Here is a 20525-nt window from a genome sequence, read left to right on the forward strand (position 1 = left end):
GCGGTGATCATCACCATGGGCAACCGTCCGAAGGAGCTGAGCGACCTGCTGGACTCGGTCGCCAAGCAGGCCGGCCCGGCGATAGAGGTCGCCGTCGTCGGCAACGGTTCCCCGCTGCCCGAGCTGCCGGCCGGCGTTCGCACCGTGGAGCTGCCCGAGAACCTCGGCATACCCGGCGGGCGCAACGTCGGCATCGAGGCCTTCGGCCCCGGCGGCCGGGACGTCGACGTCCTGCTGTTCCTCGACGACGACGGGCTGCTGCCCAACGAGGACACCGGCGCGCTGGTCCGCGAGGCCTTCACCGACGACGCCCGGCTGGGCATCGTCAGCTTCCGGATCGCCGACCCCGAGTCCGGCACCACGCAGCGCCGCCACGTCCCCCGGCTGCGGGCCTCCGACCCGATGCGCTCCTCGCGCGTCACCACCTTCCTGGGCGGGGCCAACGCCGTCCGCACCGCGGTCTTCCAGCAGGTCGGCGGATTGCCGGACGAGTTCTTCTACGCCCACGAGGAGACCGACCTCGCCTGGCGGGCCCTCGACGCGGGCTGGCTGATCGACTACCGCTCGGACATGGTCCTCTACCACCCGCTGACCGCCCCGAGCCGGCACGCCGTCTACCACCGCATGGTGGCCCGCAACCGGGTGTGGCTCGCCCGGCGCAACCTGCCCTGGGCGCTGGTGCCGGCGTACCTGGGCGTCTGGCTGCTGCTGACCCTGCTGCGGCGGCCGTCGCGACCGGCGCTGCGCGCCTGGTTCGGCGGGTTCCGGGAGGGCTGGTCGACCCCGTGCGGCCCGCGCCGGCCCATGCGCTGGTCCACCGTCTGGCGGCTCGCCCGACTGGGCCGGCCCCCGATCATCTGACAAGCTCGAAAGTCGACAGCACTCGGCGCATCCGCCGTTTTCCGGCCGGATGCGCGTCCACGGGACGAAAGTGTCGACAGTGAGCGAGACAACGCACGACGGTACGGTCGCCGCGGGTGCCGGATCGGCGTCGTCCGCGGACGGCCGCCTGACGCCGGCCGAGCTCGCGGCCAAGTACGGCCTCGCCGTCAGCGGCGCCCGGCCGGGCCTTGCCGCCTATGTGCGGCAGTTGTGGGGCCGCAGGCACTTCATCTCGTCGTTCGCCAGGGCCCGGGCGTCCGCGCAGTACACGCAGGCCCGGCTCGGCCAGCTGTGGCAGGTGCTGACGCCGCTGCTCAACGCGGCCGTCTACTACTTCATCTTCGGCCTGCTGCTCGGCACCGACCGCGGGGTCGACAACTTCATCGCGTTCCTGGTGACGGGCGTCTTCGTCTTCACCTACACCCAGTCCTCGGTGATGGCCGGGGTCCGCTCGGTCTCCGGCAACCTCGGTCTGATCAGGGCGCTGCACTTCCCCCGTGCCTCGCTGCCGGTGGCGTTCACGCTGGTGCAGCTGCAGCAGCTGCTGATGTCGATGCTCGTGCTGCTGGCCATCGTGCTCATGACGGGCGAGGTGCCGCGCACGGCCTGGCTGCTCGCCGTGCCGGCGCTGCTGCTGCAGTCGGTGTTCAACGCCGGTCTCGCGATGATCATGGCTCGGCTCGGCAGCAGGATGACCGACTTGGCCCAGTTGATGCCGTTCATCCTGCGCACGTGGATGTACACCTCCGGCGTGATGTACAGCATCACGCACTTCGCGGCGCACGCCCCGACGCCCGTGCAGCTGGCCCTGCAGCTGAATCCGGCCGCCGTCTACATCGACCTCGTGCGCTTCGCGCTGATCGACAGCTTCACCGCGGAGCAGCTGCCCCCGCATGTCTGGCCCGTCGCGCTGGGCTGGGCGCTGGCGACCGGTGTGGGTGGATTCGTCTATTTCTGGAAGGCCGAAGAGCAGTACGGACGCGGCTGACCACGAAATTCATCGCCTGTTGGGGCGGCCTTAGTGAGACAAGTGGCCGAAACGGTCATTCGGGACCTGTGTGGCTCCTGATTTTTCCGGGACTTTGCCAGCACCCTGGAAGGCGACCCTCCGAATGTGCGTTGGAGCTTGCGGATCGACATCGTTGTGCACCCCGGCGCACGCCCGGGCGGCTCTGCGCCGTAAGCTGTAGCGGTACTCAATCGCCGGATCTCAGGTGATACGTCCGGAGAGTCGGTTCGGGTGCGCGGCGGCCCGGAGCAGGAGATATGGCAGCGGCGTGTCCGAAATTGGGTGTTATGGGCTATCAGTGTAGAACGGGGGATGTGACGGCAATGGCTCTGTGGACCCCTGGGGAGAACGCGCCCACCGCCCGGACACCGGGACGTCCACGGTGACCGGCCTCCGCCCCGCGGAGTCGGGCGACGCGGCTCCGGACGCCCATTCACAGGCAGTGCTCGCCAAGGCGGCCAGGGAGAACTTCCCGGTCGCCCCGTTCTTCCTGCCCCGCTCCTGGCGGGGCGACCTCATGGCGGTCTACGGCTACGCCCGGCTCGTGGACGACATCGGCGACGGCGACCTGGCCGGCGGGGGCCGCGAGGACGCCCTGCGCCTGGGGCTGCCCGCCGACGCCGCCGACGACCGCCTGGCCATGCTGGACGCCTTCGAGGCCGATCTGCGCCGGGTCTTCGACGGCCCGCCGGACACGGTCCGGCACCCCCTGCTCCGCGCCCTGCGGCCCACCGTGGAGCGGCACGGCCTGACCCCCGAGCCCTTCCTCGGCCTGGTGGAGGCCAACCGGCAGGACCAGCTCGTCCGCCGCTATGCCACGTTCGAGGACCTGCTCGCCTACTGCGAGCTGTCGGCCAACCCGGTCGGCCGCCTCGTCCTGGGCATCACCGGCACCTCCACCCCCGAGCGGGTCCGCCTCTCGGACGCGATCTGCACCGCGCTGCAGATCGTGGAGCATCTCCAGGACGTGACCGAGGACCTCGGCCGCGACCGCATCTACCTGCCCGCCGACGACATGAAGCGCTTCGGCGTGACCGAAACCGATCTCACCACCGCGACCGCGGGCGCATCGGTGCGCGCGCTGGTGGCCCATGAAGCGGAACGCGCCCGCGATCTTCTGAATGAAGGCACCCCCTTGGTGGGTAGCGTCCACGGCAGGCTCAGACTGCTGCTCGCCGGATTCGTCGGGGGAGGGCGCGCCGCCCTCCGCGCGATCGCGGACGCCGGGTACGACGTGCTGCCTGGGCCGCCGAAGGCGGGCAAGTACAGCCTCCTGCGCGAGGTGGGGTCGACATTGCGAAGAGAGGGGTGAGCCGGACAGTGAACGGCTCCGATCGCATGTCCGGACCGGTGCTCGCGGCATACGCCTACTGCGAGAGCGTCACCGGCCACCAAGCCCGCAACTTCGCCTACGGCATCCGGCTGCTGCCCACCCCCAAACGGCAGGCGATGTCGGCTCTGTACGCCTTCTCCCGCCGGGTCGACGACATCGGCGACGGCGACCTCGCGCCCGCCGAGAAGCAGGCCCGGCTGGACGAGACGCGCGCGGTGCTGGCGCGGGTCCGCGCCGGCGAGGTCACCGAGGAGGACACCGACCCGGTGGCCGTGGCCCTCGCGGACTCCGCCCGCCGCTTCCCGATCCCGCTCGGCGGGCTCGACGAGCTGATCGACGGCGTCCAGATGGACCTGCGCGGCGACACCTACGAGACCTGGGAGGACCTGGCGGCCTACTGCCGCTGCGTCGCCGGGGCCATCGGCAGGCTCTCGCTCGGCGTTTTCGGGACGGCGACGTCCGAGGAGGAACGCGAGCGTGCCGCCGAGTACGCCGACACCCTCGGGCTCGCACTCCAACTCACCAACATCCTGCGGGACCTGCGCGAGGACGCGGCCAACGGGCGGACCTACCTGCCCGCCAACGACCTTGCCAAGTTCGGCTGTTCCGAGGGCTTCCTCTCCGACACCCCGCCGACCGGCGCGGACTTCGCCGGCCTGATGGAGTTCGAGGTGCGCCGGGCCCGTGCCCTGTTCGCCGACGGCTACCGGCTGCTGCCCATGCTGGACCGCCGCAGCGGCGCCTGTGTCTCCGCGATGGCGGGCATCTACCGCCGGCTGCTGGAGCGCATCGCCGCCGACCCCGAGGCCGTGCTGCGCGGCCGGGTCTCGTTGCCCGCGCACGAGAAGGCGTACGTCGCGGCCCGGGGCCTTGCCGGAGTCGACGCCCGCCGGGCGGCCAGGAGGCGCGTGTGACCCCCGCCCCAGCCGCCACGGGCGCCGCTGCCGCTCCGGGCGGCGCGTCCGAACCGGGTACGTCAGCATGCCCGCGGCGGACGAACGTGTTTTCCCGCTCCGTGGCAACCGGCACCGTGTCCGGTGCGTCACTGTCGGCAACGGTGCGGTGCGCCCCGCGGGGCGGGCCGAGGGGGAGGGCGCATGGCTGAGCACACGGCCGTCGTGGTCGGCGGCGGGCTCGCGGGTACGACCGCGGCCCTGGCCCTGGCCGACGCCGGGCTGCGCGTGACCCTGCTGGAGGCCCGGCCCCGGCTGGGCGGCCTCGCGTTCTCCTTCCGCCGCGGCGACCTGACCGTCGACAACGGCCAGCACGTCTTCCTGCGCTGCTGCGACGCGTACCGCCGGTTCCTGGACCGGATCGACGCGGCCGACCTCGTCACCGTGCAGGACCGGCTCGACGTGCCCGTGCTCGACGTCGGCCGCGCGCGGCCGCGGCTCGGCCGGCTGCGGCGCGCCGCGCTCCCGGTGCCGCTGCACCTGGCCGCGAGCCTGGCCACCTATCCGCACCTGTCGCTCGCCGAGCGTGCCTCCGTCGGCCGTGCAGCGCTGGCCCTGCGGGGGCTCGACCTCGCCGACCCCGCGCTGGACACCGTGGACTTCGGCAGCTGGCTGAGCCGGCGCGGCCAGTCGCCGCGCACGATCGAGGCCCTGTGGGACCTGGTCGGCGTCGCGACCCTCAACGCCACCGCGGGGAACTCCTCGCTGGGCCTGGCCGCGATGGTCTTCAAGACCGGCCTGCTGTCCGACCCGGGCGCCGCCGACATCGGCTGGGCCTCCCGGCCGCTCGGCGAACTGCACGACGACCGGGCCCGCACCGCCCTGGACAAGGCCGGGGTGCGGACCCTGCTGCGGGCCCGCGTCACCTCGGTCACCCGCACGGACGCGGCCGAGCCGGTACGGTCCGGCGGCGACACGGACGATCATGCCGCTGTCTGGGAGGTCGAGGCCGAGACCGGCCCCGGCCGCGCCGAGCGCCTCACCGCCGACGTCGTGGTGCTGGCCGTCCCGCAGCAGGAGGCGCACGGACTGCTGCCCGCGGGCGCGCTGGAGGACCCCGGCGCCCTGCTGCGCATCGGGACCGCGCCCATTCTCAACGTCCACGTCGTCTACGACCGCGAGGTGCTGCGGCAGCCCTTCCTCGCGGCCCTCGGCAGCCCCGTGCAGTGGGTCTTCGACCGAACCGAGCCCTCCGGGCTCACCGGCGGCGGTCAGTACCTGGCCCTGTCCCAGTCCGCGGCCGAGGAGGAGATCGACCTCCCGGTGGCGGAGCTGCGCAAGCGCTACCTGCCCGAGCTGGAGCGGCTGCTCCCGGCCACGCGTGACGCCGTCGTACGCGACTTCTTCGTCACCAGGGAGCGGACGGCGACCTTCGCGCCCACCCCCGGTGTCGGCGCCCTGCGCCCCGGGCCCCGTACCCGGGCGCCCGGTGTGTGGCTCGCCGGCGCGTGGACCGCGACCGGCTGGCCCGCGACCATGGAAAGCGCAGTCCGCAGCGGTTTGCAAGCCTCCCGAGCAGCTTTGACCGCACTCCGCCATCCCTTCGACCCACGCCCCTTCGACATCGAAGGCCTGGAGCCGGCATGAGCCTCACCAGTGCAACCAGAGGAGACATTGTGACCGCTGGCCACGAGCAGATGAACACGGGCGTCGACAGAGCGACCGTGACCGCGCTCCTGGAGCGCGGCCGCGAGCTGTCCACGCCGGTGCTGCGCGCCGCCGTGGACCGTCTCGCACCCCCCATGGACACCGTCGCCGCCTACCACTTCGGGTGGATCGACGCCGCGGGCAACCCCACCCACGGCGACAGCGGCAAGGCCGTCCGTCCCGCACTGGCCCTGCTCTCCGCCGAGGCCGCGGGGGCGGGCCCGGAGACCGGCATCCCCGGCGCGGTCGCGGTCGAGCTGGTGCACAACTTCTCGCTGCTCCACGACGACCTGATGGACGGGGACGAGCAGCGCCGGCACCGCGACACGGTCTGGAAGGTGCACGGTCCCGCCCAGGCGATCCTGGTCGGCGACGCGCTGTTCGCGCTCGCGAACGAGATCCTGCTGGAGCAGGGCACCGCGGAGGCCGGCCGGGCCACCCGGCGGATCACCACCGCCACGCGGAAGCTGATCGACGGTCAGGCGCAGGACATCTCCTTCGAGCACCGCGAGCGGGTCACCGTCGAGGAGTGCCTGGAGATGGAGGGCAACAAGACCGGCGCGCTGCTGGCCTGTGCCTCCTCCATCGGCGCGGTGCTCGGCGGCGCCTCCGAGGCGGACGCCGACGCGCTGGAGGAGTACGGCTACCACCTGGGTCTGGCCTTCCAGGCCATCGACGACCTGCTGGGCATCTGGGGCGACCCGGCGGCAACCGGCAAGCAGACCTGGAGCGACCTGCGCCAGCGCAAGAAGTCGCTGCCGGTGGTGGCGGCGCTGGCCGCCGGGGGCCCGGCCTCGGAGCGTCTGGCGGAGCTGCTGGCAGCGGATGCGAAGGCCGCGGATTCGTTGGACCGTAATGATATTGAGTCCTTCGACGAGGAAGAGTTCGCGACGAGGGCGGCGTTGATCGAGGAGGCTGGGGGTCGGGAGTGGACATCCCAGGAGGCCCGACGCCAGTACGCCACCGCAATTTCCGCACTCGACAAAATGGACATGTCGGGTGACGTTCGCCGTAAGCTCGTGGGCCTGGCGGATTTTGTGGTGGTTCGCGAGAAGTAAGGACGCAAGTGGAGCGCAGTACGTCGCCGGCCGGGTGCGCGTAACGGCCGACGGCAGCCCCAACACCGCAGACAGAACGACTGTGCAAAGGGGAAGCCATGACAGCGACGACCGACGGCGGTTCCGGGGGCATCGCGGCCTCCGGGGCACCCTCGGCCAGCACGAGGACAGCGGGCAGACCGACGCATGCGACGCCCGGCTCGTCACGCGACGGCACGACACGTCCCATCGAGACGGAGGCGGCGCGCGCGGCGCGGCGCGCCACCGACCACCTGCTGGCCCGTCAGCACCCTGACGGATGGTGGAAGGGCGACCTCGAGACCAATGTGACGATGGACGCCGAGGACCTGCTGCTCCGTCAGTTCCTCGGTATCCAGGACGAACGGATCGTCGCGGCCGCCGCCCGCTGGATCAGGTCCCAGCAGCGCGCCGACGGCGCCTGGCCGACCTTCCACGGCGGTCCCGGCGACGTGTCGGCCACCGTCGAGGCGTACGTCGCGCTCCGGCTCGCGGGGGACGCACCTGACGCCCCGTGGATGGCGTCGGCCTCCGCCTTCGTACGCGAGCAGGGCGGTGTCGCCCGGGCCCGGGTCTTCACGAGGATCTGGCTCGCCCTGTTCGGCTGGTGGCGCTGGGAAGACCTGCCCGAGCTGCCGCCCGAGCTGATCTTCCTGCCCAAGTGGGCGCCGCTGAACATCTACTCCTTCGCCAGCTGGGCGCGGCAGACCATTGTGCCGCTCACCATCGTCGCCGCCCACCGGCCGGTGCGGCCGGTCTCCTTCGGGATCGACGAGCTGCACGTCGACCCGGCGCTGCCGAACCCGCCGGTCAAGCGGGCCTTCCTGGGCAGCTGGGACGGGGTGTTCCAGCGGGTCGACAGGGCCCTGCACGCCTACCGCAGGATCAGCGTCCGGCCGCTGCGCCAGGCCGCGCTGCGCTCCGCCGCCCGCTGGATCATCGAGCGGCAGGAGAACGACGGCTGCTTCGGCGGCATCCAGCCCCCCGCCGTCTACTCGGTGATCGCGCTCCACCTGCTCGGCTACGACCTCGACCACCCCGTGCTCCGCGCCGGCCTGCGGGCCCTCGACGACTTCGCGGTCTGGCCGGACGAGGACACCCGCATGATCGAGGCGTGCCAGTCCCCGGTCTGGGACACCTGCCTCGCCGCCATCGCCCTCGCCGACGCCGGGGTCCCGGCCGACGACCCGGCGCTGGTCAAGGCGGCCGAGTGGATGCTCGGCGAGCAGATCAGCAAGCGCGGCGACTGGGCCGTGCAGCGGCCCGATCTGCCGTCCGGGGGCTGGGCGTTCGAGTTCGAGAACGACACGTACCCCGACATCGACGACACCGCCGAGGTGGTCCTCGCCCTGCTGCGCGTCGACCACCCCGAACCGGGCCGGCTGAGGTCCGCCGTCGAGCGCGGCGTCCGCTGGAACCTGGGCATGCAGTCCAAGAACGGCGCGTGGGGCGCGTTCGACGCCGACAACACCAGCGCCTTCCCCAACCGGCTGCCCTTCTGCGACTTCGGCGAGGTCATCGACCCGCCCTCGGCCGACGTGACCGCGCACGTGGTCGAGATGCTCGCCGCCCTCGGCATGGAGCACGACCCCCACGCGCGGCGCGGCATCGACTGGCTGCTCGCCGAACAGGAGCCCAACGGCGCCTGGTTCGGCCGGTGGGGCGTCAACTACATCTACGGCACCGGGTCGGTGGTCCCCGCCCTCGTCGCGGCCGGGCTCCCGGGCAGCCACCCCGCCGTCCGGCGGGCCGTGGAGTGGCTGGAGTCGGTGCAGAACGAGGACGGCGGCTGGGGCGAGGACCTGCGGTCCTACTCCTCCGCCGACTGGGCCGGCCGCGGCGAGTCGACCCCCTCCCAGACCGCCTGGGCGCTGATGGCGCTGCTGGCGGCCGGTGAGCGGGAGAGCGAATCCGTCACACGCGGCGTGCGCCGGCTCGTCGAGACCCAGAAGGAGGACGGCTCCTGGGACGAGCCCTACTTCACGGGCACCGGCTTCCCACGGGACTTCTCCATCAACTACCACCTCTACCGGATGGTGTTCCCGCTCACCGCCCTCGGGCGCTACGTGCACGGGGAGCCCTTCGGCGGCGTACGGAAGGGGGACTGATGGGGCCGTCCGGCCCACCTCTGCTCATCGTCTGCGCGCTGCGGGTGGAACGGTTCGCACTGCGCGGCGCCGGCCGTGCGCGCGCGGCGGCGGGGGCCCACCCCCGCGGCACGGGGGAGGGACCCCCGGTCGTCTTCGTGCGCACAGGTATGGGGCCGCAGGCGGCGGAGCGCGCCGTGACCGAGGCGCTCCGCGACCCCGCGCTCGAGGGGGCCCCCGTTCTCACCACCGGCTTCTGCGCCGGACTGGCCACCGGAATGCGGCCCGGCGACGTGGTGGTCGCCGACGGCCCGCAGGACGGTGCGACACTGGCCGCCGCGCTCAAGGCGGCCGGGCACACCGTGCACATCGGCCGGCTCGCCGAGTCGGACCATGTCGTACGGGGACCGGAGCGCACGGCGCTCCGGTCCACCGGTGCCATCGCCGTCGACATGGAGTCGGCGGCGATGATGCGGGCCGCGCTCGCCCGGGGTCCACGCCCGGTCGCGGCGGCACGTGTGGTCGTCGACACGCCCGAGTTCGAGCTCGTGCGTCTCGGCACCCTCCGCACCGGAATCACCGCGTTCCGCGTACTGAGGGATCTTCTTCCGGCATTTCTTGATTGGCACCGCTCTACCGCGCTCCCCTGGAGGTGAGCTAGATGGCCATGCCTCTCCGTCAGTCCATCCGGGTCGGCACCTACCTCTTCGAACAGAAAATGCTCCGCAGGCGCGAGAAGTTCCCTCTCATCGTCGAACTGGAGCCGCTCTTCGCCTGCAACCTCGCATGCGAGGGCTGCGGGAAGATCCAGCACCCCGCCGGGGTGCTCAAGCAGCGCATGCCGGTCGCGCAGGCGGTCGGCGCGGTTCTGGAATCCGGTGCGCCGATGGTCTCCATCGCCGGTGGGGAACCGCTGATGCACCCGCAGATCGACGAGATCGTGCGGCAGTTGGTGGCGAAGAAGAAATACGTCTTCCTCTGCACCAACGCCATGCTGCTCCGCAAGAAGCTCGACAAGTTCACGCCGTCGCGCTATCTCGCGTTCGCCGTGCACATCGACGGCCTGCGCGAACGGCACGACGAGTCGGTGGCCAAGGAGGGCGTCTTCGACGAGGCCGTTGAGGCGATCAAGGAGGCCAAGCGGCGCGGTTTCCGGGTCACCACGAATTCGACGTTCTTCAACACCGACACCCCGCAGACCATCATCGAGGTGCTCAACTTCCTCAATGACGAGCTCGAGGTCGACGAGATGATGATCTCGCCGGCGTACGCCTACGAGAAGGCGCCCGACCAGGAGCACTTCCTCGGCGTCGAGCAGACCCGCGAGCTGTTCCGGAAGGCCTTCTCCGGTGGCAACCGGGCGCGGTGGCGGCTCAACCACAGTCCGCTGTTCCTGGACTTCCTGGAGGGGAAGGTCGACTTCCCCTGCACGGCGTGGGCCATTCCCAACTACTCGCTCTTCGGCTGGCAGCGCCCCTGCTACCTGATGAGCGACGGGTACGTGACCACGTACAAGGAGCTCATCGAGGACACCGACTGGAGCAAGTACGGCCGCGGCAAGGACCCGCGCTGCGCCAACTGCATGGCGCACTGCGGCTACGAGCCGACCGCCGTCCTGGCCACGATGACCTCCCTGAAGGAGTCCATCAGGGCCGGCCGCGAGACCGTCGCCGGAAACCGCGGGAAGTGACGTCGCGATGACCGCAGTCGAGCGTGTGTCGCTCGGCCTGCCCTCCGTACCGGCCCGACCGCTCGCGGAGCGCCGCCGTTCGCGGCGCATCCAGGTCGGGCCGGTGGCGGTGGGCGGCGACGCGCCGGTGTCCGTCCAGTCGATGACGACCACACTGACCGCCGACGTCAACGCGACGCTGCAGCAGATCGCCGAACTGACGGCGGCCGGCTGCCAGATCGTGCGGGTCGCCTGCCCCTCGCAGGACGACGCGGACGCGCTGCCGCAGATCGCGAGGAAGTCGCAGATCCCGGTGATCGCCGACATCCACTTCCAGCCGAAGTACGTGTTCGCGGCGATCGACGCGGGCTGCGCGGCGGTGCGGGTGAACCCGGGCAACATCCGGCAGTTCGACGACAAGGTGAAGGAGATCGCGAAGGCGGCCTCCGACGCCGGTACGCCGATCCGGATCGGGGTGAACGCCGGGTCGCTGGACCGGCGTCTGCTGGAGAAGTACGGGAAGGCGACGCCCGAGGCGCTGGTGGAGTCGGCGCTGTGGGAGTGCTCGCTGTTCGAGGAGCACGGCTTCCGGGACATCAAGATCTCGGTGAAGCACAACGACCCGGTGGTGATGGTCAATGCCTACCGTCTGCTGGCGGCGCAGTGCGACTACCCGCTGCACCTGGGTGTGACGGAGGCGGGTCCGGCGTTCCAGGGCACGATCAAGTCGGCGGTGGCGTTCGGCGCGCTGCTGAGCGAGGGCATCGGGGACACGATCCGGGTGTCGCTGTCGGCTCCTCCGGCGGAGGAGGTCAAGGTCGGCATCCAGATCCTGGAGTCGCTGAACCTGCGGCAGCGGCGGCTGGAGATCGTCTCGTGCCCGTCGTGCGGCCGGGCGCAGGTGGATGTGTACAAGCTGGCCGACCAGGTGACGGCGGGTCTGGAGGGCATGGAGGTCCCGCTGCGGGTCGCGGTGATGGGCTGTGTCGTCAACGGTCCGGGTGAGGCGCGCGAGGCGGACCTGGGGGTGGCCTCGGGCAACGGCAAGGGGCAGATCTTCGTGAAGGGCGAGGTCATCAAGACCGTGCCGGAGTCGAAGATCGTGGAGACCCTCATCGAGGAGGCCATGAAGCTCGCCGAGCAGATGGAGGCCGACGGAATCCCGTCAGGGGAGCCGCAGATCAGTGTGAGTTGAGCGAACCATCCCCGGAGGGGAGCGAGGTGGGAAAGTGTCGCTGCTCGAAAACATCCGTGGTCCGCGCGATCTGAAGGTCCTCCCGCAGGAGCGGCTGGACGAACTCGCGTCGGAGATCCGTGACTTCCTGGTGCAGGCGGTCGCCAGAACCGGTGGTCACCTGGGGCCCAATCTCGGCGTGGTCGAGCTGACGATCGCGCTGCACCGGGTCTTCGACTCGCCGGCCGACCGGATCCTGTGGGACACGGGTCATCAGTCCTATGTGCACAAGATGCTGACAGGACGTCAGGACTTCTCCAAACTGCGCGGCAAGGGGGGACTGTCGGGTTATCCGTCGCGCGCCGAGTCCGAGCACGACGTCATCGAGAACAGCCACGCCTCCACGGTGCTGGGCTGGGCGGACGGGCTCGCCAAGGCCAACCAGGTGCTCGGCCGCCAGGACCACGTCGTCGCCGTCATCGGCGACGGCGCGCTGACCGGCGGCATGGCCTGGGAGGCGCTGAACAACATCGCCGCCGCGAAGGACCGCCCGCTCATCGTCGTCGTCAACGACAACGAGCGCTCCTACGCGCCGACCATCGGCGGCCTCGCCAACCACCTGGCCGCGCTGCGCACCACCGACGGCTACGAGCGCTTCCTCGCCTGGGGCAAGCAGGTGCTCAACCAGACGCCGGTCGTCGGCAAGCCGCTGTACGAGTCCCTGCACGGGGCGAAGAAGGGCTTCAAGGACGCCTTCGCGCCCCAGGGCATGTTCGAGGACCTGGGGCTGAAGTACGTCGGCCCCATCGACGGGCACGACGTCGCGGCGGTGGAGTCCGCGCTGCGCCGGGCCCGGCGCTTCAGCGGGCCGGTCCTGGTGCACTGCCTCACCGAGAAGGGCCGCGGATACGCCTTCGCCGAGCGCGACGAGGCCGACCGCTTCCACGCGGTGGGCGCCATGGACCCGTTGACCTGCGAGCCGCTGACCCCGTCGAGCGGCCCGAAGTGGACCTCGGTCTTCGGCGACGAGATGCTGAAGATCGGTGCCGAGCGCAAGGACGTCGTGGCGATCACCGCGGCGATGCTCCAGCCGGTGGGCCTGGACAAGTTCGCCAAGGCCTTCCCGCGCCGGGTCTACGACGTGGGGATCGCCGAGCAGCACGCGGCGGTCTCGGCCGCCGGTCTGGCCACGGGCGGCCTGCACCCGGTGGTCGCGGTCTACGCGACGTTCCTCAACCGGGCCTTCGACCAGGTGCTGATGGACGTGGCGCTGCACAAGTGCGGGGTCACCTTCGTCCTGGACCGGGCCGGTGTGACGGGCGACGACGGCGCCTCGCACAACGGCATGTGGGACATGTCGATCCTCCAGGTCGTGCCCGGCCTGCGGATCGCCGCGCCGCGCGACGCCGACCAGTTGCGCGCCCAGTTGCGCGAGGCGCTCGACGTGGACGACGCGCCGACGGTCGTCCGCTTCCCGAAGGAGACGGTCGGCGAGCCGCTGCCGGCCATCGACCGGGCCGGCGGCATGGACGTCCTGCACCGCGGTGAGCGCCCCGACGTCCTCATGGTCTCCGTCGGCGCGCTGGGGCACGTCTGCCTGGCCGCGGCAGCCCTGCTGCGCGAGCGCGGCATCGGCGTCACCGTCGTCGACCCCCGCTGGGTCAAGCCGCTGGACGCGGCCCTGCCGGGACTGGCGGCGGAGCACCGCATGGTGGCCGTCGTGGAGGACAACGGCCGTGCGGGCGGCGTCGGTTCGGCCGTGGCCCAGGCACTGCGGGACGCCGACACCGATGTGCCGGTACGGGACTTCGGCATCCCGCAGCAGTTCCTCGCCCACGCCAAGCGCGGTGAACTGCTGGCCGACATCGGGCTCACCCCGGCGGAGATCGCGGGCCGCATCGGCGCGACCCTCGCCCGTCTCGGGGCGCACACGGAGCAACGGACCGAGGAGTACACGAGCGATGACACCGCCCGATCCTGAGCCGAAGGGCTTCGACCTGGCGACGCTGCTGGCCGAGCGGGGCGCGGAGCGCTACGACCTGCACGGCCGGTACCTCAACCACCAACTGCCGCGGATGCTGCACACCATCGGCTTCGACCGGGTCTACGAGCGGGCGGAGGGCGCCTACTTCTGGGACGACGAGGGCCAGGACTACCTCGACATGCTCGCCGGGTTCGGGGTCATGGGCCTCGGCCGCCACCACCCGGTCGTCCGCAAGGCCCTGCACGACGTGCTGGACGCGGGCCTCGCCGACCTCACGCGCTTCGACTGCCAGCCGCTGCCCGGACTGCTCGCCGAGAAGCTGCTGTCGTACACCCCGCACCTGGACCGGGTGTTTTTCGGCAACAGCGGCACGGAGGCGGTGGAGACGGCCCTGAAGTTCGCCCGCTTCGTCACCGGCAGGCCGCGCGTGCTCTACTGCGACCACGCCTTCCACGGCCTGACCACGGGCTCCCTGTCCGTCAACGGCGAGGGCGGCTTCCGCGACGGCTTCGCCCCGCTGCTGCCCGACACGGCGGTGCCGCTGGGCGACCTGGCGGCCCTGGAGCGGGAGCTGGCCCGCGGCGACGTGGCGGCGCTGATCGTCGAGCCCATCCAGGGCAAGGGCGTCCACGCGGCGCCCCCGGGCTACCTGCGGGCCGCGCAGGACCTGCTGCGCCGGCACAAGGCCCTGCTGATCGCGGACGAGGTGCAGACCGGCCTCGGCCGTACCGGCGACTTCTTCGCCTACCAGCACGACGAGGGCGTGGAACCGGACCTGGTGTGCGTCAGCAAGGCGCTCTCCGGGGGCTACGTGCCGGTCGGCGCCACGCTCGGCAAGGACTGGATCTTCAAGAAGGTCTACTCGTCCATGGACCGGGTGCTGGTGCACTCCGCCAGCTTCGGTTCCAACGCGCAGGCGATGGTGGCGGGCCTGGCGACGCTGTCCGTGATGGAGGACGAGCAGATCGTGGCCAACGCCCGGGCCAGCGGCGACCTGCTGCGCACGCGGCTGGCCGCGCTGGTGGACCGCTACGAGCTGCTGCACGAGGTCCGCGGCCGCGGCCTGATGATCGGCATCGAGTTCGGCCGCCCGAAATCGCTCGGCCTGCGCAGTCGCTGGACGATGCTGCAGGCGGCCCGCAAGGGGCTGTTCGCGCAGATGGTCGTCGTACCGCTGCTGCAGCGGCACCGCATCCTCACCCAGGTCTCCGGGGACCACCTGGAGGTGATCAAACTGATCCCGCCGCTGATCATCGGCGAGCAGGAGGTGGACCGGTTCGTGACCGCCTTCACCGCCGTGATGGACGACGCACACGGCGGCGGTGGCCTGATGTGGGAGTTCGGCAGGACACTGGTGAAGCAGGCGGTCGCGCACCGCTGACCGCCCGCCCGAGGACTTTTGCCCCGGAGGCAAGTTTTTTGCCTCCGGGGCGAAGTGTGTCTATACCTGAAGCATGACCTCGACACCGGGGCAGGACGAGCCCCTGCCGGATGTCGCACCCCGCCTGCGGGACCTGCGCCGCCGCGGCGGCCTGACCCTCGAAGCCGCCGCCGCCCGCGCCGGGCTCTCGCCGGCGCACCTGTCGCGGCTGGAGACCGGACAGCGGCAGCCGTCGCTCCCCATGCTGCTCGCCCTCGCCCGCACCTACGGCACCTCGGTCTCCGAGCTGCTCGGCGAGACCGCCCCCGAGCGCGACCCCGTCGTGCGCGCCGGGACCGTGGAGCCCGCCGACGCCGGCGGCTGGACGTACTGGCCGACCGGGAACCCGGGACGCGCGATGCAGGCCCTGCGCCTGCACGTCCCGCCGGGCCCCCAGGACGGGCTGGTGAGGGTGCACCCCGGGGAGGAATGGCTGTACGTGCTGAAGGGCGAGCTGCGGCTCACCCTCGGCGAGGCCGTGGACCGGCTCGCACCCGGCGACAGCGCCCACTTCGACTCCATGACCCCGCACCGCATCGCGGCCGCCTCGCCCGGCGGTGTGGACCTGCTCTTCGTCCACACGCTGCTGCGCAGCCCCGTCGCGGACCTCTGCCTGGGCAACGGCCGGGCACCGCGACCGCACGGCACCCCCTGACCCGTCCGATGAGAGGACTTCCCGTGTCCGTCAAGACCCCCGGTTCCGAAAAGGCCCCGATGGGCTTCAAGGTCCGTGCCTTCATCTACCTGGTGGGGGTGCACATCATCGCCGCGTTCTTCTTCCTGATCTTCCACCTGGCCGGGGCCAAGTAGGCCCCGGCGGGCCGGTTCACGCCGGGTCCGCGGCCCCGTTCTCCAGGAGCAGCGAGCGCAGCCGCTCACGGCGCTCCGGGGTGAGGCCGAGCCCGTCCTCCAGGTACCGGTCGACCGACCCCCAGTGCTCCTCGATCGTGTCGAAGGCGGCCTCCAGGTACTCCCGGCGGGCGTCGAAGAGCGGGCTCAGCAGCTCCATGACCTCCGGGGTGCCGGCCGGCTCGGCGTGCTCGCCGCGCTGCACGCGGTAGCGGCGGTGCGCCTCGTTGCTCTTGAGGTAGTCCGCGACGATCGCCTCCCGCTCGACGCCCAGGGCCAGCAGGATCACCGCGATCGAGGTGCCCGCGCGGTCCTTGCCCGCCGCGCAGTGCAGCAGCGCGGGCACCGACTCCTCCTCGGTCAGCAGCTCCAGCATGCGGCTGTGCTCCGCGGTGCGGTCCAGCACGATCCGGTGGTAGGCCTCCAGCATGCGGGCGGCGGCCCGGCCGTCGCCGAGAGTGGCGCGCAGCGCCTCGATGTCGCCCTCGCGGACGGTGGTCCAGAACTCGGCGCCGTGGGCGGGGTCGCTGAGCGGCATGTTCACGTTGCGCACGCCCGGCAGGTCGACGTCGGGACCCTCCAGCTTGATGTCGGAGGCGTTCCGGAAGTCGAAGACCGTGTGCAGGCCGAGGGAGGCGAGGAAGGCGGCGTCCTGCTCGGTGGTGTGCGACAGGTGCCCGCTGCGGAAGAGCCGTCCGTGCCGTACCCGGCGGCCGTCGGTCGTCGGGAGCCCGCCGACATCACGGAAGTTGCGCACCCCGGTCAGCTCGGGCTCCGACGAGGCGGTCTGCGGCGTCTGCTGGGTCACCGGCGCTCCTTTGCTCGCGGGCCGGGCGGTGCTGGTCACCGGCGGCCGGACCACTGCTGACCCTACGACACACGGGTTCCGTTGACGTACCGAGCGGTATGTGATGTCCGGGCACGGCCACCCGGTCGCGGGAGGACCACCGGACAGCTCGGGGGCCCGCCGTATTCCGCCCGCGGCGCATTTGAGCGGGTGGGATGAATCACCCCGCGTCAGGCCCTGGTTACGGTGGCGTAGCCCGTTTCGGGAGGTGGATGATCTGCTGACGTGGCAGACGATTCGACAACAGACAGCAGTGGCGCGATCGGGTCGTACGCAGCCGTAGGGGACAGCTTCACGGAAGGTGTGGGCGACCCCGGACCGGACGGACACTTCATCGGCTGGGCCGACCGGCTCGCCGTTCTCCTCTCCGATCGCCGCCCCGAGCACGACTTCCGGTACGCGAACCTGGCGGTGCGCGGCCGGCTCCTCGACCAGATCGTCGACGAGCAGGTGCCCCGGGCCATCGAACTCCGTCCGGACCTGGTGACCTTCTGCGCGGGCGGCAACGACATCCTCCGGCCGGGCAGCGACCCCGACGACGTGGCCGAGCGCTACGAGGCGGCGGTCGCCCGCCTCACGGACGCCGTCGGCACCGTCGTGCTCTGCACCGGCTTCGACACCCGAGGCGTTCCCGTGCTGCGCCACCTGCGCGGCAAGATCGCCACGTACACGGCCCACGTGCGGGCCATCGCCGACCGCCACGACAGCCCTGTGCTGGACCTGTGGTCGCTGCGCTCGGTGCAGGACCGCCGGGCCTGGGGCTCCGACCGGCTGCACCTGTCGGCGGAGGGCCACACCCGGGTCGCGCTGCGCGCCGGGCAGGTACTGGGGCTCGACGTGCCGGCCGACCCGGACCAGCCCTGGCCGCCGGAGCCGTTCCGCGCGCCCGCGGAGATCCGCCGGGACAACATCCAGTGGGCGCGGGAGTACCTCGTGCCGTGGATCGGGCGGCGGCTGCGCGGCGAGTCCTCGGGCGACCACGTGGAGCCCAAGCGCCCCGACCTGCTGCCGCTGTAGTTCCCGTTCGGGCCGTGTGCTCACAGCGGGGGTGTGGTCACACGGCGCTCGTGCCGGCGACCAGTTCGGCCCAGACGACACGGCCCAGGCCGTCGTCGGAGGGCCGGACCCCCCACGCCTGCGACAGCGCGCCCACGAGCAGCAGCCCGCGGCCGCCCTCCTCGTCCACCCCCGCCGCACGCGGCCGGGGCGCCGTCGGCGCGCGCCCCTGGTCGGTGACCTCAAGACGCAGTCGCTCGCCGTCGAACCACAGCGCGCACGCGATGTACTCGCTGCCGGTGTGCCGTACGGCGTTGGTGAAGAGCTCGGAGACGATCATCTCGGCGTCGTCGCGCAGACCTTCGTCCGCCTCCCACTCCCGCAGCCGCGCCCGCACGCGATGGCGTGCCGCGGCGACCGAGGACCCGTGGGCGGGCAAACGGAACAGGTCGTGACAGCGACGGGCGTCGAGGTCGCCACGGCGCTCTAACCGCAGAGCGTCTGGTGAGGGGGCCACGTCAGTACTATGCGGTTTCGTTCGAACTGTTGGCAAGATGCGATCTGTAATTTGCAGAACGGCCCTCGCGCACTGTTCGATTCCGATGACGGCATGACACACTGCTCTCCGTTGAGGGGAGTTGGGGAAGTGGTCGTGACGGACGCACGGGCGGCCGGTGCTCCCACCGTCCTGCGGGTGGTGCTCGGGAAGCGGTTGCAGGACCTCCGCGAGAAGGCCGGGCTGAGCTTCGAGGACGCGGGCCGGGCGCTGGACGTCACGCATGCCACCATCCGGCGCATGGAGAAGGCCGAAGTCGGCCTGAAGATCCCGTACGTCGAGAAACTGCTGCACACCTACGGGGTCGTCGACCCGGCAGAGGTCGAGGCCTTTGTCTCCCTCGCCCGCGAGGCCAACCGCCCCGGCTGGTGGCACCGTTACCGCGACGTGCTGCCCGACTGGTTCAGCGCCTTCGTCAGCATCGAGGGCGAGGCCAGCGTCATCCGCGCCTACGAACCGCACTACATCCCCGGGCTCCTGCAGACCGAGGACTACGCGCGTGAAGTGCTGCGCGCCGGCCGCCCGCGCGCCTCCGCGGAGGAGGTCGAGCGGGTCGTCGCGGTGCGCCTGGAGCGGCAGGCCCTGCTCTCCCGCCCGGACGCGCCCCTGGTGTGGATCGTCATCGACGAGACGGTGCTGCGCAGACCCATCGGCGGCCCGGAACTGATGCGGGCACAGATCTCCCGGCTCGTCGACAGCTGCTCGCTGCCGAACGTACGGTTGCAGGTCATGCGGTTCTCCGACGGCCCGCACCCCGCCATGTACGGGCCGTTCCACATCTTCCGCTTCCAGACCGACGAACTGCCGGACGTCGTCTACTCCGAGAACCTGGTCGGCTCCGTCTACTTCGACGACCGCGACGACGTCTCGTCCTTCCTCGAGGCGCTGGACCGGATGTGCGCCCAGGCCGCGCCGGCCCAGCGGACCGAGGAGATCCTCCGCGACATCCTCCGGGAGACATGACGTGCGGCCGCACCAGGACAACCCGGCCCCGTCCCCGGCCCCGTCGACGTATGCCCGTCCGGAAACCACCTGCCCCACCGGCACCGGCCGGGGGATGATGTCATGCACACGGAGCGCCGGAGCGGGCCGGGCGGTCCCTCGCCGCCCCGCGCGGCCGCCTCACCTGCGGCACCCCACCGCACCGACCTGGATCCACCCGGACCAGAGGATTCCGAACGGAGCACGGCGTTGACCGACAAGGGCTTCTCCGCGGACGAGATCGACACCAGCAGGCCCCACCCTGCGCGGATGTACGACTACTACCTCGGAGGCAAGGACAACTACGAGGCCGACCGCGAAGCCGCCGAGATGGTCATCCGCATGACCCCCGACGCGCGCCCCAGCGCCCGCGCCAACCGGGACTTCATGCGGCGCGCCGTACGCCACTCCGCCGCGCAGGGCATCCGGCAGTTCATCGACATCGGCACCGGGATCCCCACCTCGCCCAACACCCACGAGGTCGCCCGGACCGTCGTCCCCGACGCGCGCGTCGCCTATGTCGACAACGACCCGATCGTGGCCGCCCACGCCGGTGCCCGGCTCACCAACACCGGCAACGCGGGCTTCTTCCTCGCCGACGTCCGCGACCCCGACTCGATCCTCGAGCACACCACGCTGCGCGAACTCATCGACTTCGACGAGCCCGTGGCGCTGATGCTCGTCGCCCTCCTGCACTTCGTGCGCGACGACGAGGACCCCATGGGCATCGTGCACACCCTCGGCAAGAACCTGCCGAGCGGCAGCCGGCTGATCCTGTCCCATGCGACCACCGACTTCCACCGGGACGTGGACGCCGACGCGGGCGAGGCCTACAAGAACGCCACCTCCACGCTCACGCTGCGCGGCAGGGAGCAGATCGAGCCCTTCTTCGACGGGTTCCCGCTGGTCGAGCCGGGCCTGGTGCAGGTCCCGAGCTGGCGGCCCGACACCCCGCTGCCCGAGACCGGCGAGCACACGCGGATCGCATTCTGGGGCGGTGTCGGCCACAAGCCCTGACGGGCCCACCCGCCGCCGCCCGGTGCCCACGGCCCGCGTCCGGGG

Annotated in this window: 19 protein-coding genes; 17 read left to right on the top strand and 2 right to left on the bottom strand. The window is 71.5% G+C overall.

What is annotated here, in order from left to right:
- Window positions 1-15: 15 nt before the first annotated feature.
- The 14 genes from ABZ883_RS01060 (at window position 16) to ABZ883_RS01125 (ending at window position 16044) form a co-directional block, all read left to right on the top strand.
- Complete coding sequence (locus tag ABZ883_RS01060; protein ID WP_360900194.1) at window positions 16-861, top strand: glycosyltransferase; 846 nt, start codon at window positions 16-18, stop codon at window positions 859-861.
- A 79-nt stretch (window positions 862-940) separates the two neighbouring features.
- Entirely contained in the window at window positions 941-1870 is a 930-nt protein-coding gene (locus ABZ883_RS01065) for an ABC transporter permease (protein ID WP_360899375.1), read from the top strand.
- 463 nt (window positions 1871-2333) lie between these two features.
- Window positions 2334-3203 (top strand): squalene synthase HpnC, encoded by an 870-nt coding sequence (hpnC, locus tag ABZ883_RS01070; protein WP_360900197.1) that lies wholly within the window; start codon window positions 2334-2336, stop codon window positions 3201-3203.
- 26 nt (window positions 3204-3229) lie between these two features.
- Entirely contained in the window at window positions 3230-4138 is a 909-nt protein-coding gene (gene hpnD, locus ABZ883_RS01075) for a presqualene diphosphate synthase HpnD (RefSeq protein ID WP_360900200.1), read from the top strand.
- Between the two features lie 183 nt (window positions 4139-4321).
- Window positions 4322-5764, top strand: coding sequence for a hydroxysqualene dehydroxylase HpnE (gene hpnE, locus ABZ883_RS01080; RefSeq protein ID WP_360899377.1), 1443 nt, complete (start codon window positions 4322-4324; stop codon window positions 5762-5764).
- Window positions 5761-6882, top strand: a complete 1122-nt coding sequence (locus ABZ883_RS01085) for a polyprenyl synthetase family protein (RefSeq protein ID WP_360899380.1) — start codon at window positions 5761-5763, stop codon at window positions 6880-6882. Before hpnE ends, ABZ883_RS01085 begins: the two co-directional genes overlap by 4 nt.
- Before the next feature lie 98 nt (window positions 6883-6980).
- Window positions 6981-9008 carry a squalene--hopene cyclase gene (shc, locus tag ABZ883_RS01090; protein WP_360899383.1) on the top strand — a complete coding sequence of 676 codons (2028 nt, stop codon included), beginning with the start codon at window positions 6981-6983 and terminating at the stop codon, window positions 9006-9008.
- A complete protein-coding gene (locus ABZ883_RS01095) occupies window positions 9008-9643 on the top strand; it encodes a 1-hydroxy-2-methyl-2-butenyl 4-diphosphate reductase (RefSeq protein ID WP_360899386.1) in 636 nt (211 codons plus the stop codon). The genes shc and ABZ883_RS01095 overlap by 1 nt, the downstream gene beginning before the upstream one ends.
- Window positions 9644-9648: 5 nt before the next feature.
- The gene (gene hpnH, locus ABZ883_RS01100) at window positions 9649-10677 is read left to right on the top strand and encodes an adenosyl-hopene transferase HpnH (RefSeq protein ID WP_360899389.1); all 1029 of its coding nucleotides are present in this window, start codon (window positions 9649-9651) and stop codon (window positions 10675-10677) included.
- A 7-nt stretch (window positions 10678-10684) separates the two neighbouring features.
- Complete coding sequence (ispG, locus tag ABZ883_RS01105) at window positions 10685-11851, top strand: flavodoxin-dependent (E)-4-hydroxy-3-methylbut-2-enyl-diphosphate synthase (protein WP_360899392.1); 1167 nt, start codon at window positions 10685-10687, stop codon at window positions 11849-11851.
- Window positions 11852-11885: 34 nt separating this feature from the next.
- Window positions 11886-13811, top strand: a complete 1926-nt coding sequence (dxs, locus tag ABZ883_RS01110; protein WP_360899395.1) for a 1-deoxy-D-xylulose-5-phosphate synthase — start codon at window positions 11886-11888, stop codon at window positions 13809-13811.
- Window positions 13792-15195, top strand: a complete 1404-nt coding sequence (locus tag ABZ883_RS01115) for an aspartate aminotransferase family protein (protein WP_360899398.1) — start codon at window positions 13792-13794, stop codon at window positions 15193-15195. The genes dxs and ABZ883_RS01115 overlap by 20 nt, the downstream gene beginning before the upstream one ends.
- 73 nt (window positions 15196-15268) lie before the next feature.
- Window positions 15269-15889, top strand: coding sequence for an XRE family transcriptional regulator (locus ABZ883_RS01120; protein WP_360899401.1), 621 nt, complete (start codon window positions 15269-15271; stop codon window positions 15887-15889).
- A gap of 23 nt (window positions 15890-15912) precedes the next feature.
- Complete coding sequence (locus ABZ883_RS01125) at window positions 15913-16044, top strand: DUF6126 family protein (protein WP_360899404.1); 132 nt, start codon at window positions 15913-15915, stop codon at window positions 16042-16044.
- A gap of 16 nt (window positions 16045-16060) precedes the next feature.
- On the opposite strand, the gene ABZ883_RS01130 is transcribed toward ABZ883_RS01125, so the two are convergent.
- Window positions 16061-16891 (bottom strand): tyrosine-protein phosphatase, encoded by an 831-nt coding sequence (locus ABZ883_RS01130; protein WP_360899407.1) that lies wholly within the window; start codon window positions 16889-16891, stop codon window positions 16061-16063.
- 264 nt (window positions 16892-17155) lie between these two features.
- Here ABZ883_RS01130 and ABZ883_RS01135 point away from each other — a divergent pair, with 264 nt between their 5' ends.
- Entirely contained in the window at window positions 17156-17947 is a 792-nt protein-coding gene (locus ABZ883_RS01135) for an SGNH/GDSL hydrolase family protein (RefSeq protein WP_360899410.1), read from the top strand.
- Between the two features lie 37 nt (window positions 17948-17984).
- On the opposite strand, the gene ABZ883_RS01140 is transcribed toward ABZ883_RS01135, so the two are convergent.
- A complete protein-coding gene (locus tag ABZ883_RS01140) occupies window positions 17985-18443 on the bottom strand; it encodes an ATP-binding protein (protein ID WP_360899413.1) in 459 nt (152 codons plus the stop codon).
- A gap of 135 nt (window positions 18444-18578) precedes the next feature.
- Here ABZ883_RS01140 and ABZ883_RS01145 point away from each other — a divergent pair, with 135 nt between their 5' ends.
- Together ABZ883_RS01145 and ABZ883_RS01150 are read left to right on the top strand one after the other, a co-directional pair.
- Window positions 18579-19445: a helix-turn-helix transcriptional regulator gene (locus ABZ883_RS01145; RefSeq protein WP_360899416.1), complete on the top strand. Its 867-nt coding sequence runs from the start codon at window positions 18579-18581 to the stop codon at window positions 19443-19445.
- Between the two features lie 228 nt (window positions 19446-19673).
- Window positions 19674-20480 (top strand): SAM-dependent methyltransferase, encoded by an 807-nt coding sequence (locus tag ABZ883_RS01150; RefSeq protein ID WP_360899419.1) that lies wholly within the window; start codon window positions 19674-19676, stop codon window positions 20478-20480.
- Window positions 20481-20525: the final 45 nt, after the last annotated feature.

It is taken from the genome of Streptomyces sp. NPDC046977 (genome assembly GCF_040644455.1).
Classification (GTDB): domain Bacteria; phylum Actinomycetota; class Actinomycetes; order Streptomycetales; family Streptomycetaceae; genus Actinacidiphila.

Coding starts and splice junctions, on each gene's coding strand:
- ABZ883_RS01060 (WP_360900194.1), top strand. CDS start 16: ATGGGCAACCGTCCGAAGGAGCTGAGCGACCTGCTGGACTCGGTCGCC.
- hpnD (WP_360900200.1), top strand. CDS start 3,230: ATGTCCGGACCGGTGCTCGCGGCATACGCCTACTGCGAGAGCGTCACC.
- hpnE (WP_360899377.1), top strand. CDS start 4,322: ATGGCTGAGCACACGGCCGTCGTGGTCGGCGGCGGGCTCGCGGGTACG.
- ABZ883_RS01085 (WP_360899380.1), top strand. CDS start 5,761: ATGAGCCTCACCAGTGCAACCAGAGGAGACATTGTGACCGCTGGCCAC.
- shc (WP_360899383.1), top strand. CDS start 6,981: ATGACAGCGACGACCGACGGCGGTTCCGGGGGCATCGCGGCCTCCGGG.
- ABZ883_RS01095 (WP_360899386.1), top strand. CDS start 9,008: ATGGGGCCGTCCGGCCCACCTCTGCTCATCGTCTGCGCGCTGCGGGTG.
- hpnH (WP_360899389.1), top strand. CDS start 9,649: ATGGCCATGCCTCTCCGTCAGTCCATCCGGGTCGGCACCTACCTCTTC.
- ispG (WP_360899392.1), top strand. CDS start 10,685: ATGACCGCAGTCGAGCGTGTGTCGCTCGGCCTGCCCTCCGTACCGGCC.
- ABZ883_RS01115 (WP_360899398.1), top strand. CDS start 13,792: ATGACACCGCCCGATCCTGAGCCGAAGGGCTTCGACCTGGCGACGCTG.
- ABZ883_RS01120 (WP_360899401.1), top strand. CDS start 15,269: ATGACCTCGACACCGGGGCAGGACGAGCCCCTGCCGGATGTCGCACCC.